At 66.9% G+C, this 18,894-nt stretch carries 11 protein-coding genes and 1 tRNA gene; 8 read left to right on the forward strand and 4 right to left on the reverse strand.

Annotated elements, in window-relative coordinates:
* Positions 1 to 3: 3 nt before the first annotated feature.
* The 4 genes from ABQE93_RS16230 to ABQE93_RS16245 all read right to left on the reverse strand — a co-directional run bounded on the left by ABQE93_RS16230 (position 4) and on the right by ABQE93_RS16245 (position 2,797).
* The gene (locus tag ABQE93_RS16230; protein ID WP_448408947.1) at positions 4 to 756 is read right to left on the reverse strand and encodes an enoyl-CoA hydratase; all 753 of its coding nucleotides are present in this window, start codon (positions 754 to 756) and stop codon (positions 4 to 6) included.
* Between the two features lie 31 nt (positions 757 to 787).
* Positions 788 to 1,138: a hypothetical protein gene (locus ABQE93_RS16235; protein ID WP_448409143.1), complete on the reverse strand. Its 351-nt coding sequence runs from the start codon at positions 1,136 to 1,138 to the stop codon at positions 788 to 790.
* 69 nt (positions 1,139 to 1,207) lie between these two features.
* Positions 1,208 to 2,686: an alpha/beta hydrolase family protein gene (locus tag ABQE93_RS16240; RefSeq protein WP_448408946.1), complete on the reverse strand. Its 1,479-nt coding sequence runs from the start codon at positions 2,684 to 2,686 to the stop codon at positions 1,208 to 1,210.
* Between the two features lie 37 nt (positions 2,687 to 2,723).
* Positions 2,724 to 2,797, reverse strand: a tRNA-Arg gene (locus tag ABQE93_RS16245).
* A 127-nt stretch (positions 2,798 to 2,924) separates the two neighbouring features.
* Between ABQE93_RS16245 and ABQE93_RS16250 the strand changes: the two genes are divergently transcribed.
* From ABQE93_RS16250 to ABQE93_RS16285, 8 genes are all read left to right on the forward strand, one after another.
* Positions 2,925 to 4,409, forward strand: a complete 1,485-nt coding sequence (locus ABQE93_RS16250) for a wax ester/triacylglycerol synthase family O-acyltransferase (protein ID WP_448408945.1) — start codon at positions 2,925 to 2,927, stop codon at positions 4,407 to 4,409.
* Positions 4,406 to 6,052 carry an HAD-IB family hydrolase gene (locus ABQE93_RS16255; protein WP_448408944.1) on the forward strand — a complete coding sequence of 549 codons (1,647 nt, stop codon included), beginning with the start codon at positions 4,406 to 4,408 and terminating at the stop codon, positions 6,050 to 6,052. Before ABQE93_RS16250 ends, ABQE93_RS16255 begins: the two co-directional genes overlap by 4 nt.
* Complete coding sequence (locus tag ABQE93_RS16260) at positions 6,049 to 8,397, forward strand: glycerol-3-phosphate 1-O-acyltransferase (RefSeq protein WP_448408942.1); 2,349 nt, start codon at positions 6,049 to 6,051, stop codon at positions 8,395 to 8,397. The genes ABQE93_RS16255 and ABQE93_RS16260 overlap by 4 nt, the downstream gene beginning before the upstream one ends.
* A gap of 22 nt (positions 8,398 to 8,419) precedes the next feature.
* A complete protein-coding gene (locus ABQE93_RS16265; RefSeq protein ID WP_448408940.1) occupies positions 8,420 to 10,432 on the forward strand; it encodes a bifunctional copper resistance protein CopD/cytochrome c oxidase assembly protein in 2,013 nt (670 codons plus the stop codon).
* A 138-nt stretch (positions 10,433 to 10,570) separates the two neighbouring features.
* A complete protein-coding gene (locus ABQE93_RS16270) occupies positions 10,571 to 11,413 on the forward strand; it encodes a type IV toxin-antitoxin system AbiEi family antitoxin (RefSeq protein ID WP_448408939.1) in 843 nt (280 codons plus the stop codon).
* 230 nt (positions 11,414 to 11,643) lie between these two features.
* A complete protein-coding gene (gene ssb, locus ABQE93_RS16275) occupies positions 11,644 to 12,117 on the forward strand; it encodes a single-stranded DNA-binding protein (protein WP_448408937.1) in 474 nt (157 codons plus the stop codon).
* An 87-nt stretch (positions 12,118 to 12,204) separates the two neighbouring features.
* Positions 12,205 to 13,878 (forward strand): energy-dependent translational throttle protein EttA, encoded by a 1,674-nt coding sequence (ettA, locus tag ABQE93_RS16280; protein ID WP_448408935.1) that lies wholly within the window; start codon positions 12,205 to 12,207, stop codon positions 13,876 to 13,878.
* 122 nt (positions 13,879 to 14,000) lie between these two features.
* Positions 14,001 to 18,863, forward strand: a complete 4,863-nt coding sequence (locus tag ABQE93_RS16285) for an NAD-glutamate dehydrogenase (RefSeq protein WP_448408933.1) — start codon at positions 14,001 to 14,003, stop codon at positions 18,861 to 18,863.
* The last annotated feature ends 31 nt before the right edge of the window (positions 18,864 to 18,894 follow it).

Here is an 18,894-nt window from a genome sequence, read left to right on the forward strand (position 1 = left end):
CGATCACTTACGTTTGGCGGCGGCCAGGCGCTGGGCGAACTCCGGGGACAGGATCGACGTGGCCTGCGGCCCGAGCTCCGTGTCGACGGCGATGCGGTGCTGATCGGAGTCGACGACACCGGGATTGGCCGTGGCGCGCATGGAGGCCTTGGTCGCGAGAACGACGTCGCGCGGTGCGGCCGCCGGGCCGGCGGCCAGCTCACGCGCCGCGGCCACCGGGTCGTCGGCCACGCTCAGCGCGAGCCCGTAACGCACAGCGGCCTCGGCGTCGAAGCGCATGCCGAACAACAGCGACGCGCGGGCGGCCTGCGGCCCGACAGCACGCTGCAGCATCCACGTGGCGCCGCCGCCGGGGTGGATGCCCAGCTTCTGAAAGCGGGGGTCGAACAGCGCCGCCGGGCCCGCGATGCGCACGTCGGCTGCGAGCGCGAGGTTCAGCCCGGCGCCGACGGCCGCGCCGTTGACCGCGGCGATGGTCGGCAGTGCGCAGTTGGCTACGGCGAGAAAGCCGTCGTAGAGCTTGAGCAGACCCTCATCGGTCGCCTCGCCGAGCGCGCTGAGGTCGGCGCCGGCGCAGAACGCCTTACCGGCCCCGGTGACGACGAGCGCGTGCACATCCGGGTTGGCTTCGGCGGCCTCGACGGCGCCACGAAGCTGGGTCGATATCTCGAACGTCACGGCGTTGCGACGGTCGGGATCGTTGACGGTGACGACGGCGACGCGGTCCTCGATGTGGACCAACACAAGATCAGACACGCTGCTCAGCGTAGAGCGGACGCGTCGCGGCTCAGGGGGCGGCCGTCAACGTGACGTTGTGCAGGGCCACCGCGACGTCGCTGGGCAGCACGTCGACGAACGTCGGGACATCGCGGATCGCCGCACCGCTGGCGATGACGCTGCCCGGAAAGCTCGGGCTGCAGGGGAAGGAGTGACACCGGTACCAGAAACCGGGTGCGCTCTGGTACGGCGCCATGCTCGGCGCCTGGTCGACGCGGTAGCGGCCCGGTGCGATGTAGGCCGTCGCCCAGCCCTCGGTGGGGTTGGTGGAGACGCCGAACACCCCGTTGCTGCCGTAGCTGGGCGGGCTGGCCTGCGCGGGACCGGCGAGCGCGCCCGCAACCAGTGCGCCGATCGCCATGACCGCGGCTCCGCCGCGTCGCGCGAGGTTCACGCCGCAAAGTGTATCGACCGGGCGCCTTGTCCGGTACTAGGCGGCCGCGCTGTCGGCGCCGGCGCTGTCGGCGTCGGCACTGTCGGACCCGTCGCTGTCGTCCTGGGTGTCGTCGGTGTCGTCGTCGTCGTCCTGCGACGGTTCGCTCTCACTGTCGGAAAGCGAAACATCGTCGCTTTCAACCGGTTCCGAGTCGGCGTCATCGGTGCTGTCGGTGAGCGCGGCGATGCCGGGTACGGCTTTGACGCTGGTGCGTACGACGTTGGTGCGCGGTTTGGCCGTCTCGGAAACTTCGGAAATTTCCTCGTCGACCGACGACTGCTCGGGTTCGGGTGACCACGCGGACAGTGCGCGTTTAACGACGGGCGATTGCGTCCAGGATGTCTTCTCGGCGGTGTCCTCACCGGATTCCTCCGGGACCGAGACGTCGTCGTCGGAGGTAGGCGTCGGCGCCTTCTTCGGGGGCGCCGTCTTCGGGGGCGCCGTCGCGGCGTGCCAGCCCTCGGCGATGGCGCCGGGAATGCGCACCACAGTGTCCAGCACCCGCATGAGCGACGGGAACAGCGTCGCGGGGCGGTATGCGCTGGGATCGCTGGGAATCGGGTTGCCGCCGTAGTACGCGGAGTCGACAAGGAGGGTCAGAAGCGGGTCGAAGAACGCGGAGACACGGCGACCGAAAACATCACCGATGAGCCGGGTCAGCGGTAGCTCCTCGGCGGCGTACGTCACGTAGGTGGTGTTGTTCCGTGTGGTCACGTAAGCCGTGATGGGGTCTTCCGGAGAGTCGCAACGCGCGTCGGGGCAATCCACAACGGCGCCGCTCACGGTGATCGCGCAAGTGTTGGCGTCGCAGTGGACGGCCGGTGTGCCGTCGGCGTTGACCGGCAGGTCGAGCGAGGCCTGGTCGCGGTGGCGGTACAGATATCCGACCAGTGAGTTGACCGCCGCCAGCGGGTTGAGCAGCACGGCGGGGGCGTTGGAGTTGTAGTCGTACTCGTATCCGATGTTCACCGCGCGCAGGGCGGGCACCTCGCTGGGGGTGGGAAACGGGTTGACGCCGATCAGCGCGAACCACGGATATCTGGTGCCGAAGCCGCCGTCGGGCCGGGCGACGTCGTTGTCGAGGATCAACACCGTGTCGCTGAGGTTCGGCCGGTTTTTCAGCGCCAGCAGGCTCGCGTTGGCCGCGCCCCAGCCCGACGCGATGATGGCGTTGCGTTCCCCGGCGTTGGCGTCGAGGGCCCGTTGGATTCCTTCCGCACCGGACCAGAAGTTGACGTAGACGATGTCATCGCCGTTCGGCCCCGTGTACATCGGATCGTTGAACTTGCCCTGGAAGAAGTTCTCGACCCCGGCGCCCGTCGGGTTGGTGGAGCTGCCGACGACGATCAGCGCGGTCAGATCGACCAGCGGCGCTGTGATGGCAGCCGGTTGGAGCGCAGCGACGCCGGCGACACCCGTCGCGATGCCAGCGGCCGCGACGAGCGTGGCCACCCTGCCCGCGCGTCTGCTCATTCGTGATTTCCGTTCGAAGCTGCCAGCAAATGTATCGCGCCCCCGGCAGGACTCGAACCTGCGACCGTCGGATTAGAAGGCCGATGCTCTATCCAGCTGAGCTACGGAGGCAATGCGCCCAGAATTCTATCTTCTGAGGCCGCCGACACCGGACAGCTACTAAAGCCCCTTCCCACCAGCGCGTGGCGGGCTAGCGTGGTGGCAGCAGCATTCGGCTTGGGAAGGGGAGCGACGAGCTATGACGGATCTGCCGGACGTGGACGCGGCAGGACTTCCTGAGGAACTCAGCGCCCTCGACCAGATCCTGCATCGCGGCGAGGCCAACCCGCGCACCCGCTCGGGGATCATGACCCTGGAAATTCTCGACACCACGCCCGACTGGGACCTGTTCCGCGCCAGATTCGAACACACCTCCCGCAAGGTGCTGCGGCTGCGGCAGAAGGTGGTGTCGCCGACGTTGCCCACCGTGGCGCCGCGCTGGGTCGTCGACCCCGACTTCAACCTCGACTACCACGTCCGCCGCATCCGTGTCCCCGAGCCGGGCACCTTCCGCCAGGTGCTGGACCTCGCCGAGGTCGCCGCGCAGTCGCCGCTCGACATCTCCCGGCCGCTGTGGACGGCCACGCTGGTTGAGGGTCTCGCCGACGGCCGCGCCGCGCTGGTGGTGCACCTCAGCCATGCCGTCACCGACGGTGTGGGCGGGGTGGAGATGTTCGCCAACCTCTACGACCTCGAACGCGAACCGCCGCCGCAGACGCCACCGCCGCTGCCGGTCCCGCAGGATCTCTCGCCCAACGACCTGATGCGCCAAGGGATCAGCCGACTGCCCGGCACGGTGTTCGGCAGGTTCCGCGGTGTTGTGGCCGGGGCCGCCCACGTAGTGGGTGAGGTGGTGCGCGACCCGCTGTCGCGGTTCGGTGACGCCGTCGAGTACGCGATGTCGGGTGCCCGTGTCGTCGGCCCGGTCGCCGAGCCGTCACCGGTGTTGCGCCGACGCAGCCTGGCCTCGCGCAGCGAGGCGATCGACATCGAGTTCGGCGACCTCCACCGTGCCGCCAAGGCGGCCGGCGGATCGATCAACGACGCCTATTTGGCCGGGCTCTGCGGGGCGCTGCGGTTCTACCACCACGCCAAGGGGGTGCCGATCGACGAACTACCGATGGCGGTGCCGGTGAACCTTCGGTCCGACGCCGACCCGGCCGGTGGAAACCGGTTCGCCGGTGTGAATCTCGCCGCGCCGATCGGCCTGACCAATCCGCAGGTGCGCATCAAGAACATCCGATCGCAGATGACCACCAAGCGAGAGGAACGGGCCATCGACATGGTCGGGGCGCTCGCGCCGGTGATCGGCCTTCTGCCCGACAGCGTGCTCGAGTCGATGGCGGGATCGATCGTCAACTCCGACGTGCAGGCCAGCAACGTACCGGTCTATGCGGGCGACACCTTCATCGCCGGCGCAAAAGTACTGCGACAGTATGGCCTTGGTCCGCTCCCGGGGGTGGCGATGATGGTCGTGCTGATCTCGCGCAGCGGGTACTGCACAATCACGACCCGCTATGACCGCGCGGCGATCACCGATCCGGATCTATGGGCGCGCTGCCTGGTGGAGGGCTTCGACGAGGTCCTCGCTCTCGGCGGTGACGGCCGAGCGGTACCCGCCTCGTTCGAGCTCGACACCGCTTCGTCCAGTCCGGTCTCACCAAACGGGAGCACGTCGAAATGACTTCGGGAAACGGTCAGCCCACCAGACAGACCATGCGGCTGCCGGGTTCGGTCGCCGAGATCGAGGCCAGCCCGCGAGGTCCGGAAATCGGTGCGTTCTTCGACCTCGACGGCACGCTGGTCGCCGGCTTCACCGGTGTGGTCATGACGCGAGATCGGTTGCGCCACCGGCAGATGTCGGTCGGCGAGTTCATCGGCATGGTGCAGGCCGGGCTGAATCATCAGCTCGGGCGCTCCGAGTTCGAGGACCTGATCGGCAAGGGCGCCCGCATGTTGCGCGGTAATTCGCTCGCCGACATCGACGAGCTGGCCGAGCGGCTGTTCGTGCAGAAGATCGTCGGCCGTATCTATCCCGAGATGCGCGAGTTGGTGCGGGCCCACCAGGCTCGTGGCCACACCGTGGTGCTCAGCTCTTCGGCGCTGACGGTCCAGGTCGAACCCGTCGCGAGGTTCCTCGGCATCGATAACGTGCTGAGCAACAAGTTCGAGATCGACGAGAACGGTCTGCTCACCGGCGAGGTACGCCGACCCATCATCTGGGGGCCCGGAAAGGCCAGGGCCGTACAGGCTTTCGCCACCAAGCACGGCGTGGACCTGTCGAAGAGCTACTTCTACGCCGACGGCGACGAAGACGTCGCGCTGATGTACCTCGTCGGCAACCCGCGCCCCACCAACCCGGAGGGCAAGCTGGCCGCCGTCGCCGCCAAACGCGGTTGGCCGGTGCTGCGGTTCAGCAGCCGCAGCGGCAGCAGCCCGGTTTCACAGCTACGCACGGCCGCCGGCATCGCCACGATGGTGCCGATCGCCGCCAGCGCGCTGGGCCTCGGGATGCTCACCCGCAGCAAGCGCACCGGGGTCAACTTCTTCACAGCGGCTTTCGGCCGAGCGCTGATGACAGCGATCGGCGTCAACATCAACGTGTTGGGCAAGGAAAACCTGACCGCGAAAAGGCCGGCGGTGTTCATCTTCAACCACCGCAACCAGGCCGATCCGCTGATCGCGGGACGGCTGGTCGACACCGACTTCACGTCCGTCGGCAAGAAGGAGCTCGAAAAAGACCCCGTCGTCGGAACCCTCGGCAAGGTGATGGACGCGGCGTTCATCGACCGCGATGATCCGCAGAAGGCGGTCGAGGGGCTCAAGAAGGTCGAGGAACTGGCCCGCAAGGGGTTGTCGATTCTGATCGCGCCGGAGGGCACCCGGTTGGACACCACGGAGGTCGGCCCGTTCAAGAAGGGGCCGTTCCGCATCGCGATGTCGGCGGGAATCCCCATCGTGCCCATCGTGATCCGCAACGCGGAGGTCATCGCCGCACGCGACTCGAGCACCTTCAACCCGGGCACCGTCGACGTCGTCGTGTATCCGCCGATACCCGTCGACGACTGGACACACGACGACCTGTCCGAACGGATCGAAGAGATCCGCCAGCTTTACCTCGACACGCTCAGGGACTGGCCGCACGACACGCTGCCGACTCCCGAGTTGTACACCCGCTCGTCGACGAAGAAACCCGCCAAGAAGTCGACCAAGAAAGCGGCGGCCAAGAAGGCCTCCGCCAAGAAGGCCTCCGCCAAGAAGGCCTCCGCCAAGAAGGCTCCCGCCAAGAAGTCGGCGAAAAACCCCGCCGGGGAAGGCCGGTCGTGAAGACACCCGTCGACCACTACACGCCGTTCACCCCCACCGACGATGCGCTGGTGTTGGCGTCGGTGTCGTCACCGGCTGAGCAGGAACTGCTCGACGACTGGTTGGCGCAACAGCGCCGCGAGCATCCCGACACGAACGTCGAGGTGCTGCGCTTGCCGCACAGCGACGACCCGCCACCCGGCGTGCTCGCCCAACTGGTCGAGAAACTTCAAGCCCACGAGGACCGGTCGGTGGTGCCGGTGCGGGTGTTCTGGGTCCCGGGCGGGCTGCCCACCCGGTCCAAGATCGTCGCCCTGCTGTCCGGGCGCGACACCTACCGGCCACCGGAGATCATCCAGCGTCGCATCCTGCGCAAAGATCCGTCGCGGGCCCGAGTGGTGGCCGGTGAGCCGGCCAAGGTCTCCGAGCTCCGCCAGCAGTGGGCCGATACGACGGTCGCCGAAAACGCCAGGGAGTTCGCCCGATTCGTTATCCGTCGTGCCGCCCTGGCGATCGAACGGGTCGAGCTGCGGCTGCTCGGCCCGGAGTACAAGTCGCCGCGGCTGATCAAACCGGAGCTGCTGGCCTCGTCGCGGTTTCGCGAAGGGCTCGCCCAGATTCCGGGTGCGACGCTGGAACGCGCCGGCGAGATGCTCGATGAGCTTTCCACCGGATGGAGCCGGTTCTCGGTCGACCTGATCCCGTCGTTGGGCCGGGCGATCTTCAGCCGAGGCTTCGACCCCAACATCGACTACGACCGGTCCGAGGTCGAAGTGATGCGGCGCAACCTGGAGAACCATCCGGCCGTGCTGCTGTTCTCGCACCGGTCTTACCTCGACGGTGTCATCGTGCCGGTTGCCATGCAGGAGAACCGGTTACCTCCCGTGCACACGTTCGCCGGTATCAACCTGTCCTTCGGCCTGATGGGCCCGTTGATGCGCCACTCCGGCGTCATCTTCCTTCGCCGCAAGCTCGACGATCCGCTCTACAAGTACGTGCTGCGCCAGTTCGTCGGCTACATCGTCGAAAAGCGGTTCAACCTCAGCTGGTCGATCGAGGGCACCCGATCACGGACCGGAAAGATGTTGCCGCCCAAGCTCGGACTGCTCGCCTACGTCGCCGACGCCTACCTCGACGGCCGCAGCGACGACATTCTCCTGCAACCCGTGTCGATCAGCTTCGACCAGTTACACGAGACCGCCGAATACGCCGCGTATGCGCGCGGCGGCGAGAAAACGCCCGAAAGCCTGTCGTGGATGTACAACTTCATCAAGGCGCAGGGCGAGCGAAACTACGGCAAGATCTACGTCCGGTTCCCGCAGGCCGTGTCGATGCGGGAGTACCTCGGCGAGCCGCACGGGTCGATGAGCACCGATGACGCCGCCAAACGCCTTGCGCTGCAGAAGATGGCGTTCGAGGTGTCGTGGCGGATCCTGCGGGCGACGCCGGTCAACGCGACCGCGCTGGTTTCGGCGTTGCTGCTCACCACGCGCGGCGTCGCGTTGACGCTCGACCAGATCCACCACACGCTTCAGGACTCGCTGGACTATCTGGAACGCAAGCAGACCCCGATGACCAACAGCGCCTTGCGGTTACGCACAGCCGACGGCGTCCGGTCGGCGCTCGATGCGCTGTCCAACCGCCATCCCGTCACCGCGGTCGAAGGCGGCCGGGAATGTGTGTGGCGGATCGCGCCCGAAGACGAGCACGAGGCGGCGTTCTACCGCAACACGCTCATCGACGCGTTCCTGGAGACCTCCATCGTCGAGCTGGCGCTGGCCTGCGCGGCGCGCGCCGACGGCGACCGGCTCGAGGCCTTCTGGAACCAGGCGATGCGGCTGCGCGACCTGTTGAAGTTCGACTTCTACTTCGCCGACTCCGCGGCCTTCCGGGAGCACATCGCCGAGGAGATGTCGTGGCATGAGGACTGGGAAGCCCACGTATCGGCCGGAGGTGATCAGGTCGACGCCTTGTTGCGGGGCAAAAAGCCGTTGATCGCCGGCGCCATGCTGCGTCCGTTTTTCGAGGCCTACGAGATCGTCGCCGATGCGCTGCGCGAGGCCCCCGCCGAGATCGGTGAAAAAGAGCTGACGAAGAAGGCGCTCGGGCTCGGCAACCAGTACGTCGCGCAGGGGCGGATTCGCAGCAACGAGGCGGTCTCGGCGCTGCTGTTCACCACCGCCCGCCAAGTGGCTGCCGACCAGGACCTTCTGACCCCCGCTGCCGATCTCGAGCAGCGGCGCGGCGCGTTTCGCGAAGAACTGCGCGCGATTTTGCGCGACATGGACCACGTCGAGCAGATCTCGCGCTCCCAGTTCTTCGCCCGTGAAATGGAGCGGCAGGCACTGCGCAGCGAACCCGCCTGAGCCTGCGCAATAAGCTGGGGCTATGACTACTCCCAGCCGGCAGGTCGCGGCGGGCGTACGCAGTAGCTCGGTATGGCCGGTGCTCGTCGGCGTGGGCCTGCTGGCCGGTGCCGTCGCGGCCGCCATCGGCGGGCTGTCGCTGGCCGACGCGCTGACGGCCACCGGTTTGCCCGACCCGGGCCCGGTGACGACGTACGGGCTGCCGTTCGTGCGGGCGGCCGGGGAGATCGCGGCCGTCGTCGCCGTCGGCGCCTTCTTGTTCGCGGCGTTCCTGACCCCGCCGCAGAACAACGGCGTGCTCGACGCCGCCGGCTACAGGTCGCTGCGATTGGGCACCGCCGCGTCGGCGGTGTGGACGGTGTGCGCGGTGCTGTTGGTGCCGTTGACGGTGTCCGATGTCTCCGGGCAGCCGTTGCACGTCCTCGACCCGATCAGCGTGTGGTCGGTGGCCAGCATGATCGACGTCGCGGGGGCGTGGCGGTGGACGGCGTTTCTGGCGGCGGCGGTGACGGTGGCCAGCCTGCCGGTGCTGCGGTGGACGTGGACGCCGATCCTGTTCGCCGGTGCGCTGCTGACACTGCTGCCGTTGGTGCTGACGGGGCATTCGGCCACCGGCGGTTCACACGATATGGCCACCAACAGCCTGCTGTTCCACATCTTCGCGGGCGCCCTGTGGGCCGGCGGCCTGCTCGCGCTGCTGGTGCACGCGTTGCGCGACGGTTCGCACGCCGATTTGGCCGCGCGCCGGTTCTCGATGCTGGCGCTGTGGTGTTTTGTGGTGATGGCCGTCAGCGGGGTGGTCAACGCATTCGTGCGGATCGAGCCGGCCGACCTATTCACCACGCGGTACGGCGGCCTGGTCATCGCCAAGGTCCTCGCGCTGGTCATCCTCGGCGTGATCGGCTGGCAACAGCGCCGCAGCGGCGTTGCGGCATTGCAGAAGGATCCGGGGGAGCGCCGGCCGCTGATTCGACTCGCACTGGTCGAGGCCGTGGTGTTCGGTGCGACGTTCGGCATCGCCGTCGGCCTGGGCCGAACCCCACCGCCGCCGCTGCCCGTGCAGCCCAGCGTGGTCGAGGTCGAGATCGGCTACGAGCTCGCGGGACCGCCGACCTTCGAGCGGGTGCTGTTCGACTGGCGGTTCGACCTGATCTTCGGCACCGCCGCGATCGTCATGGCCGTGGTGTACCTACTGGGGGTACGCCGACTGCGGCGCCGCGGGGACGCCTGGCCCGTCGGCAGGACCGCAGGCTGGCTGCTGGGATGCGCTGCGCTGCTGTTCGCGACCTCGTCGGGTCTGGGCCGCTACATGCCCGCGATGTTCTCGATGCACATGATCGCGCACATGGCGCTGTCGATGCTGGTGCCGATCCTGCTGGTGTTGGGCGCGCCGATGACGTTGGCGCTGCGCGCGCTGCCGTCGGCAGGGCGCGGGGAGCCGCCGGGGATGCGGGAATGGCTGCTGACCGGACTGCACTCGCGGCTCGCGCGCTTTTTCACCCATCCGATCGTGGCCACCGTGGTGTTCGTCGCCGGGTTCTACGGCCTGTATTTCGGTGGGCTCTACGACACCGCGGTCGACTACCACTTCGCGCACGTCCTGATGAACCTGCACTTCCTGCTCAGCGGCTACCTGTTCTATTGGGTCGTCATCGGCATCGACCCCGCGCCGCGGCAGCTTCCGCAGCTGGGCAAGGTCGCGATGGTGTTCGCGTCCCTGCCGCTGCACGCGTTCTTCGGGGTGTTGCTGATGGGCTCGAAGACGATCCTGGCCGAGACGTTCTACCGCGGCCTGGACCTGAGTTGGAACACCGATCTGCTCAGCGACCAGCGCACCGGCGGCGGAATTGCCTGGGCCGCAGGTGAAGTCCCGCTCGTCGTGGTGATGATTGCCCTGCTCATCCAATGGCAGCGCAGCGATGAGCGCACCGCCAAGCGCTTCGACCGCGCGGCAGACCGCGACCACGACGAGGAACTGGCCGCCTACAACAACATGCTGGCCGAACTGTCCCGCCGGGATCGCCAGTCCCAATAGGCGCGGCGCCTCGGGCTGCTAGGCGCCGAGACCGACGCTTTGGTCGATTTCCGGCCGCCGAATCGACCATTGCGTCGGTTTCGGCGACAGACTCGGCAACAGGGGAGCCCAATCGGTGGCGCGTGCGTCCAAATCAGTGTGGAGATTCCGTTCATCGGCAGCGACGCCGTAGCCGCCGGCCATCTCACCCGAGCCAACCTGCGCAGTCAGTACCGGCCGCTGTACCGCGGCATCTACGTCCCCCGCGGATACGAAGTGTCGCTGCGCGAGCGGATCGCCGGGGTGTCGCTGGCCTCGCCCTCAGCGGTGACCGCCGGGGTCGCCGCATCCGCAGTGCATGGAGCGAAATGGGTCGACGACGACATTCCGATCGAACTGGTCTCGGCGGCTCGACGCCAGCGCGGGCTGATCGTCCGCGACGAGACCCTGGAGGACGACGAGGTCACCACGATCGGGGGCATCCGGGTGACCGTGCCGGCCCGTACCGCATTCGACCTCGGCCGCCATCAGCCACGCGACCGGGCCGTCGCGCGCTTGGACGCGTTGATGAACGCCAGCCCGTTCGCTCCCGAGGATGTCGCGCTGCTGGTGAAACGTCATCGCGGTGTGCGCGGTCTGCGGCGCCTGCGGGTGGCGTTGCCGCTCGTCGACGGCGGCGCCGAGTCGCCGAAGGAAACGTGGCTGCGGCTGCTGTTCGTCGACGCTGGGCTGCCCCATCCGGCAACGCAATTCGTGGTGTGCGACGAGACGGGCTGCTATGTGCGGCGCCTCGACATGGTTTGGGAGGACTTCAAGGTCGGCGCGGAATATGACGGCGAACAACATCTGACCAGCCGGCGACAATACATTTCGGACGTTCAGGTCAACCGCGTACTGCAGCGCCTCGACTGGCACGTCGTCCACGTCATCAAAGAGGATCGCGGCGCCGACATCGTTGCGCAGGTCCGCACTGCCCTGCTCGCGCGGGGCTGGCGCCCGTAGGTGTCCCGTCAGCGTGCTCGAAACCGACGCAATGGTCGATTCGTCGGCCCGAAACCAGCCAAAGCGTCGGTCTCGCGGAGAGCAGACGCGGGGTTATCCCCAACGGCGGATTCATCCACAAGCACGCGGCCTGGCCCCGCCGGCGAGCCGACGCTGTCGGTGCGGTGACGGTCAATTGCGGTGTCACCGACGCGCCGAGCGGCCGTCGTCACGCAACAGTTGGAGGAATCATGTTCGAGACACCTTTTACCATCGTCGGCAATATCGTCACCGACCCGATCCACCGCCGCGTCGGCGATCAGGAAATGGTCAGGTTCCGCGTCGCCAGCAACTCGCGGCGCCGTACGGCCGAGGGAACATGGGAGCCCGGAAACTCGTTGTTCGTGACGGTGATCTGCTGGGGGCGGGTGGTGACCGGAGCCAGCGCCGCCCTGGTGAAGGGTGATCCGGTGATCGTTGTCGGGCACGTCTACACGAGTGAATACGACGACCGCGACGGCAACCGACGCTCGTCGGTCGAGGTGCGCGCCACATCGGTCGGGCCCGATCTAGCCCGTTGTGTCGCGCGTATCGACCGAGGCAAGCAGCAGGAGGACCAGCGGTCGACCGACCGAGACGCCGCGGGTCCCGACCAGGGCGCGGACGAGCCCGGCTCCGCCACCGACGCGGTGAGCGCAGAGGAGGAGCTGACGCTGTCGGCTTAGCCGACACAGGCCGCGCCTAGGATGGGGCCCGAGCGAACCCGCGCAGACAGCGCAGATAGCTAAAGACTCAGGAGGCAACACCACGGCATGGCCGAATTCATCTATTCGATGCGGAAGGTCCGCAAGGCGCACGGCGACAAGGTCATCCTTGACGACGTCAGCCTGAACTTCCTTCCAGGCGCGAAAATCGGCGTCGTCGGCCCGAACGGGGCCGGAAAGTCGAGCGTCTTGCGGATCATGGCCGGTCTGGACACTCCCAACAACGGCGATGCGTTCCTGCAGCCGGGCGCGACCGTCGGCATCCTGCAGCAGGAACCGCCGCTGAACGAGGAGAAGACGGTCCGCGAGAACGTCGAAGAGGGCGTGGCGATCAAGGAGAAGCTCGACCGCTACAACGAAGTGGCTGAGCTGATGGCCACCGACTACTCCGACGAGTTGATGGAGGAGATGGGCCGGCTGCAGGAGGAGCTCGACGCCGCCGACGCGTGGGACATCGATTCCCAGCTCGAGCAGGCGATGGACGCGCTTCGCTGCCCGCCGCCCGACGAGCCCGTCACCCACCTGTCCGGCGGCGAGCGTCGCCGAGTGGCGTTGTGCAAGCTGCTGCTGTCCAAGCCCGACCTGCTGCTACTCGACGAACCCACCAACCACCTCGACGCCGAAAGCGTGCTGTGGCTGGAACAGCACCTGGCCGAGTACAAGGGTGCGGTGCTCGCCGTCACCCACGACCGGTACTTCCTGGACAACGTCGCCGAGTGGATCCTGGAACTGGACCGCGGCCGGGCGTTCCCCTACGAGGGCAACTACTCCACTTATCTGGAGAAGAAGGCCGAGCGCCTCGCGGTGCAGGGCCGCAAGGACGCCAAGCTGCACAAGCGGCTCAAGGACGAACTGGCGTGGGTGCGGTCGGGCGCCAAGGCGCGCCAGGCCAAGGGCAAGGCGCGGCTGCAGCGTTACGAGGAGATGGCGGCCGAAGCCGAGAAGAGCCGCAAGCTCGACTTCGAGGAGATCCAGATCCCGACCCCGCCCCGGCTGGGCAATGTCGTGGTCGAGGTGAAGAACCTCGACAAGGGCTTCGACGGTCGTCCGCTGATCAAGGATCTGTCGTTCACGCTGCCGCGTAACGGCATCGTCGGCGTCATCGGGCCCAACGGCGTCGGCAAGACGACGCTGTTCAAGACCATCGTGGGCCTGGAGGAGCCGGACAGCGGCACCGTCAAGGTCGGCGACACCGTCAAGCTCAGCTACGTCGACCAGGGCCGGTCGCGCATCGACCCGAACAAGACGGTCTGGGAGGTTGTGTCCGACGGGCTGGACTACATCGAGGTCGGCCAGAACGAGATCCCGTCGCGCGCCTACGTGTCGGCGTTCGGTTTCAAGGGACCTGACCAGCAGAAGCCGGCCGGCGTGCTGTCCGGCGGTGAGCGCAACCGGCTCAACCTCGCGCTGACCCTCAAGGAGGGCGGCAACCTGATCCTGCTCGACGAGCCGACCAACGACCTCGACGTAGAAACGCTGTCCTCGCTGGAGAACGCGCTGGAGAATTTCCCGGGCTGCGCCGTGGTGATCTCCCACGACCGCTGGTTCTTGGACCGCACCTGCACGCATATCCTGGCGTGGGAGGGCGACGAGGACAACGAGGCCAAGTGGTTCTGGTTCGAAGGCAACTTCGCCGCCTACGAAGAGAACAAGGTGGAAAGGCTCGGCGCCGAAGCGGCACGTCCGCACCGGGTGACCCACAGGCGACTGACCCGCGACTGATCCGCACGCTTAGCAGCGCCAGCGCGAACCTCCCGACCGGATGTGGCCAGGGAGGACTCTGCGGGACGATATCGTCGCACCTGCGGAGCGCGGAATCGTGTCGTCGAGGACAGGAGCGTCCTATGTCGGTGTACCCGAGATCCGGTGATGTCCCGCCGCCGTCACCGGAACTCAGTGAGGACGCCGCTAAGCAGGTGGCGAACGCCTATGTCGAGACCTACCGGGGTCCCCACGCCGACGCGCCCGAATCCGCCATCGTCACATCGCCGGTGAGCCTTGCCGCCCACAAAGTGGTGTCACCGGAGTTGCTGGCCGCCCATCGCCGGCTCGGCAGACAGCGACCGGTCGGGAGCACCCGGGTCGCGGTGTACACCGGCGACGACGCGGGCGGCTTCGGTCCGGCACTGCAGATCGTCACCGACTACACCGCGATGGTGATGGACTCGGTGACCGTATTGCTTCACCGGTGCGGCGTCGCGTACAGCGCGCTGATGAACCCGGTCTTCCAGGCCCGCCGCAGCCCGACGGGTGACCTGCTCGATCTGCGCCCGGCCACAGCGGCCGAGGACATCCCCGACGGCGTCGAGGAAGCGTGGATTCACGTTCAGCTGGCGCCGACCGCGGACCACAAGGCGGTGGCGGTAGCAGCGCAATCGCTGCCGACAGTGCTCGATGATGCACGTCAGGTCGCGCTGGACACCGATGCGCTGGTCACCGCGCTGGCCGACCTCGCCCACCAGGTCGACACCGACACCAGCGGACGGTTCCCCGGGCAGGACCGCAAAGACGTTGCCGCGCTGCTGCGCTGGTTGGGCGACGGCTACTTCGTGCTGCTCGGCTATCAGCGCTGCCCGGTGCGCGACGGAAAATCCTCGGTCGACTCGTCGAGCCGGCTGGGCCTGTTGCGGTCCCGCCGCGACGTGCTTCAGGAGTTGACCGAACCCGGCGAGCTGCTGGTGCTGGCCCAGGCGACCATTCCCAGCTACTTACGGTACGGCGCCTACCCCTACATCGTCGTGGTGCGCGAGGAAACCGGTCAGACCGCGGTCGAACACCGCTTCGTCGGGTTGTTCAGCGCGGCGGCGATGAACGCCAATGTGCTTGAGATCCCGTTGATCTCACGTCGCGTCCAGGACGCGTTGGCGCAGTCGCAACGCGACCCCAACCATCCAGGCCAGCTCCTTCTCGACATCATCCAGACCATTCCGCGATCAGAGCTCTTCGCGCTGTCGGCCCCAGATCTGCTCGACATGGTCAAGGACGTCGTCGAACTGGGTTCGCGGCGACGCACCTTGTTGTTCCTGCGCGTCGATTCGCTGGCCCACTTCGTGTCATGTCTTGTGTACCTTCCGCGCGACCGCTATACGACCGCGGTACGGCTGGACATGCAAGACATCCTTGTTCGTGAACTCAACGGTGTCGGCATCGACTACACCGCCCGGGTCAGCGAATCACCCTGGGCGGTGGTTCATTTCACGGTCCGGATGCCCGACAACACCCGCCCCCAGGATATCGACACCTCGCCCGAGAACAAGAGCCGGATCCAGGGCCTGCTCACCGAGGCCGCCAGAACCTGGGGGGACCGGCTGATCGGCGCGGTGAAAACCGGTTCGATCGATCAGACCCGCGCCGAGCATTACGCCACAGCGTTCAACGACTTCTACAAGGAAGCCGTCGAGCCGTCCGACGCCATCGACGATATCGCGATCATCGAAGAGCTGCAGGATGATTCGATCACGCCGGTCCTGATCGACCTGACCGACGAGGGCGCTGCGCAGCTGACGCTGTACCTGGGCGGTCGGTCGGCGTCGCTGAGCGACCTGCTGCCGATCCTGCAGTCGATGGGCGTCATCGTCCTCGAGGAACGGCCGTTCACGGTGGTGCGTCCAGAAGGTCTGCAAGTCTGGATCTACCAGTTCAAAATCGTGCCGCACACGTCCATTCCCAGGCCGACGCGCGGGCCCGAACGCGACGGCACCGCTGAACGTTTCGCCGACGCGGTCACCGCGATCTGGCAGGGCCGTGTGGAGGTCGACCGGTTCAACGAACTCGTGCTTCGTGCGGGTCTGAACTGGCAACAGGTCGCGGTGCTGCGCAGCTACGCAAAGTACCTGCGGCAGGCGGGATTTCTCTACAGCCAGGCGCACATCGAGACGGTGCTCAACGACAACGCCGACACGGCGCGCTCCCTCGTCGAACTGTTCGAGGCACTGTTCCGCCCGGTTGACGAATCAGATGACGGCGCAGCCAAGCGCCGCAGTGCGCAGGCCGCCGCAGCGGCGGTGGCCGCCGACATCGACGCGTTGGTCAGCCTGGACACCGACAGGGTGTTGCGCGCGTTCGCGTCGATGATCCAGGCGACCCTGCGCACCAACTATTTCGTCACACGGCCCGACTCGGCGCGTCAACACAACGCGCTGTCGTTCAAGCTGGACGCCGGTCTGATCGACGAATTACCGTTGCCGCGGCCGAAATTCGAGATCTTCGTGTATTCGCCTCGGGTGGAGGGCGTGCATCTGCGGTTCGGGCACGTCGCGCGCGGCGGGCTACGCTGGTCAGACCGCCGTGAAGACTTCCGCACCGAAATTCTGGGGCTGGTCAAGGCGCAGGCGGTCAAGAACGCCGTCATCGTCCCGGTGGGCGCCAAGGGCGGATTCGTCGTCAAACGACCGCCGACGGCCACCGGCGACGAGGCCGCCGATCGCGAAACCCAACGCAACGAGGGGATCGCCTGCTACAAGCTGTTCATCTCCGGCCTGCTCGACGTCACCGACAACGTCGACAAGACCACCGGCGCCATCGTCCCGCCGCCCGACGTGGTCCGGCGCGACGGCGACGACGCCTACCTGGTGGTCGCAGCCGACAAAGGCACCGCCACATTCTCCGACATCGCCAACGACGTCGCGCAGTCCTACGGGTTCTGGCTGGGCGACGCCTTCGCCTCCGGCGGATCGGTCGGGTACGACCACAAGGCGATGGGCATCACGGCCAAGGGGGCGTGGGAAAGCGTCAAGCGGCACTTCCGCGAGATAGGCGTGGATACCCAGGCCGAGGACTTCACCGTCGTCGGCATCGGCGATATGAGCGGGGACGTGTTCGGCAACGGCATGCTGCTGTCCAAGCACATCCGACTGCTTGCCGCGTTCGACCACCGGCACATCTTCATCGACCCCGACCCCGACGCCGCACGATCGTGGGACGAGCGTAAACGCCTGTTCGACCTGCCCCGGTCCAGTTGGGAGGACTACGACACCTCGTTGATCAGCGAGGGGGGCGGCGTGTACACCAGACAACAGAAGTCGATCACGATCAGCCCGCAGGCGCGTGCCGCCCTCGGTATCGACGATTCCGTCGAAGAGCTCACCCCGCCGAACCTCATCAAAGCCATCCTCAAGGCGCCCGCCGACCTGCTGTTCAACGGGGGGATCGGCACCTACATCAAGGCCGAGACCGAGTCGGATTCCGACGTCGGCGACCGTGCCAACGACCCCGTGCGGGTGAACGGAAACCAATTGCGCGCCAAAGTTGTCGGTGAAGGCGGCAACCTCGGGGTGACGCCGCTGGGGCGCATCGAGTTCGACCTCGCGGGCGGTCGGATCAACACCGACGCGCTGGACAACTCCGCCGGTGTCGACTGCTCAGACCACGAGGTCAACATCAAGATCCTGATCGACTCGCTGGTCACCGCGGGCAAGGTCGACCCGCAGGATCGTGCCGAGTTGCTGCTGTCGATGACCGACGAAGTCGGCGAGATGGTCCTCAACGACAACAAGGACCAGAACGATCTCATGGGCACCAGCCGCGTCAACGCGGCCAGCCTGCTGTCGGTGCACGCCCGCATGATCAGGGATTTCGTCAGCGACCGCGGCTTGAACCGGGAACTGGAGGCGCTGCCCTCGGAGAAGGAGATCAATCGGCGCGCCGAAGCCGAAATCGGCTTGACGTCACCGGAACTCGCGACGTTGATGGCGCACGTCAAGCTGGCGCTCAAAGACGACGTGCTGGCCAGCGACCTGCCCGATCAAGAGGCGTTCGCCTCGAGGCTGCCCTGGTACTTCCCGGTGAAGCTGCGTGAGCAGTTCAGCAGCGAGATCCGCGGGCATGAGCTGCGCCGGGAGATGGTCACGACCATGCTCGTCAACGACGTCGTCGACGTCAGCGGCATCACCTACGTGTACCGAATCAACGAGGACGTCGGTGTGGGGCCGGTCGATGCCGTCCGCAGCTACGCCGCGGTCAACGCCATCTTCGGGATCAGCAAGCGGTGGAGGGAAATCCGGGCCACCGCCGATGACGGGGTCCCGGTGGCGGTGACCGACCGAATGACGTTGGATCTGCGCAGGCTCGTGGACCGCGCCGGCCGGTGGTTGCTCAACTACCGTCCGCAGCCGTTGGCGGTCGGCGCCGAGACGAACCGGTTCGCCGCGAACGTCGAAGCGCTGACCCCGCGGATGTCGGAATGGCTGCGCGGTGACGACAAGGCGATCGTCAGCAAGAACGCAGAGGAGCTGACGAGCCAGGGGATACCGAAGGATCTCGCGTACGTCACCGCCGCGGGGCTGTATCAGTTCAGTCTGCTCGACGTCATCGACATCGCCGACATCATCGAGAGGGACCCCGACGAGGTCGCCGAAACCTACTTCGCGCTGATGGACCATCTCGGCACCGATGGGCTGCTCACCTCGGTGTCGCGGCTACCACGCGACGATCGGTGGCATTCGTTGGCCCGCTTGGCGATACGTGACGACATCTACGGATCGTTGCGAACATTGTGTCTTGACGTGCTGGCCGGCGGCGAACCGAACGAGAGCGGCGAGGAGAAGATCGCCGAGTGGGAGATGACGAACAGCTCGCGGGTGTCGCGGGCGCGACGCACGCTCACCGAGATCTATGAAAGCGGCCAACACGACCTGGCGACGTTGTCGGTGGCGGCGCGACAGATCCGCAGCATGACGCGCACAAGTGGAACGGGGACCTCTGGGTGAATGGATTTGTGGCGCCGGTACATGTCCGCTG

It is taken from the genome of Mycolicibacterium sp. XJ662 (assembly GCF_053484035.1).